1 protein-coding gene is annotated in these 1288 nt (G+C 38.0%); it reads left to right on the top strand.

From position 1 onward, the window contains the following. Positions 1–86: 86 nt before the first annotated feature. A protein-coding gene (locus J2S77_RS14405; protein WP_306978520.1) for an IS3 family transposase occupies positions 87–1249 on the top strand; the annotation gives its coding sequence in 2 pieces (ribosomal slippage) (positions 87–363 and positions 363–1249; 1164 coding nt in all). Positions 1250–1288 lie beyond the last annotated feature (39 nt).

Genomic DNA, 1288 nt, shown 5'->3' with positions numbered 1-1288 from the left:
TAGAGTGACCCAATAATTTGAGACAGGAAAAAACACCCCCTATGTCGTATTTGGTAGTAATCGACAATTTAGGAGGTGTTTTTCTTATGGGTAAAAAACAATTTTATCCTGAAGAAGTCAAACAAGAAGTCATTCAATTAAAGCTATCAGGTGAATGGACAAACCAACAAATTATGGAGAAGTTCGGTATTAAGTCTAAATCTCAAATTAAAACGTGGATGAAATGGTATCGAGAGGGAGAACATCACCGATTAGCTCAACCCATTGGTAAACAATACACATACGGGAAAGGCCCAGAAGACGATAGTGAACTCAGTCAACTGCGTCGTAAGGTCACTTATTATGAAATGCGTGACGAATTAGAGGGAAAGTACCGAGAAATCGAAAGGAGGTGGAAGCAGACATCTTTGTAGACGTTGTTGACGCTTTTAAAGGCCGTTATACAGTTATGGATATTTGTATGTGTTTTGGAATTCCGAGGTCAACTTATTACCGTTGGAAAGCAAGTACGAGCAGTGAGATTCCCACATTGCATCAATTAATCATTGATATTTGTAAACAGCTTTCGCATCGCATTGGCCATCGAAAAGTGAAAAAGATATTAAAGAAAGATTACGGCATTCATGTTAATCGCAAGACGGTTCAAAAAGTGATGCAAACATACGAAATCCAGTGTCGCGTCAAAGTAAAGCGACAAAAATATATTGCAGGTGAAAGTAAAATTGTCGTGCCTAATCTGTTAAAGCAAGATTTCACAGCTGATAAACCAAATCAGAAGTGGGTAACAGATATAACGTATTTACCATATGGATCTAAGATGATGTATTTATCGACAATCATGGATCTATATAATAATGAAGTCCTTGCTTATACCATTAGCGATACTCAACATGTTGAATTTGTTTTAGAAACGCTTCGCGATGCATGTGATGGTCGAGAAACGCATGACGTGATTTTGCACAGCGACCAAGGTTCACAGTATACATCATATGCTTATCAAGCTTTAGCTAAAGAAAACGGCATTACCACAAGCATGTCCCGCAAAGGCAATTGCTTTGATAATGCCGTCATTGAATCCTTCCATTCCTCGCTAAAGTCGGAAGAATTCGCCGCTCAGTTAAGAGCGACCCTTACACCATCTATTATAATAGAAAAAGTAGTAAATTACATGTATTATTACAATTATATACGACCATTTTCCAAATTAAATTGCCACAGCCCTGTTGAATATAGGACTGCGGCAGCATAGGTGTTTTTTCTTGTCTCATTTCCCTGGGTCAGTTCATTA

The organism is Alkalibacillus salilacus, assembly GCF_030812915.1.
GTDB lineage: Bacteria > Bacillota > Bacilli > Bacillales > Alkalibacillaceae > Alkalibacillus > Alkalibacillus salilacus.
This window is presented reverse-complemented; position numbering and strand designations above follow the sequence as displayed.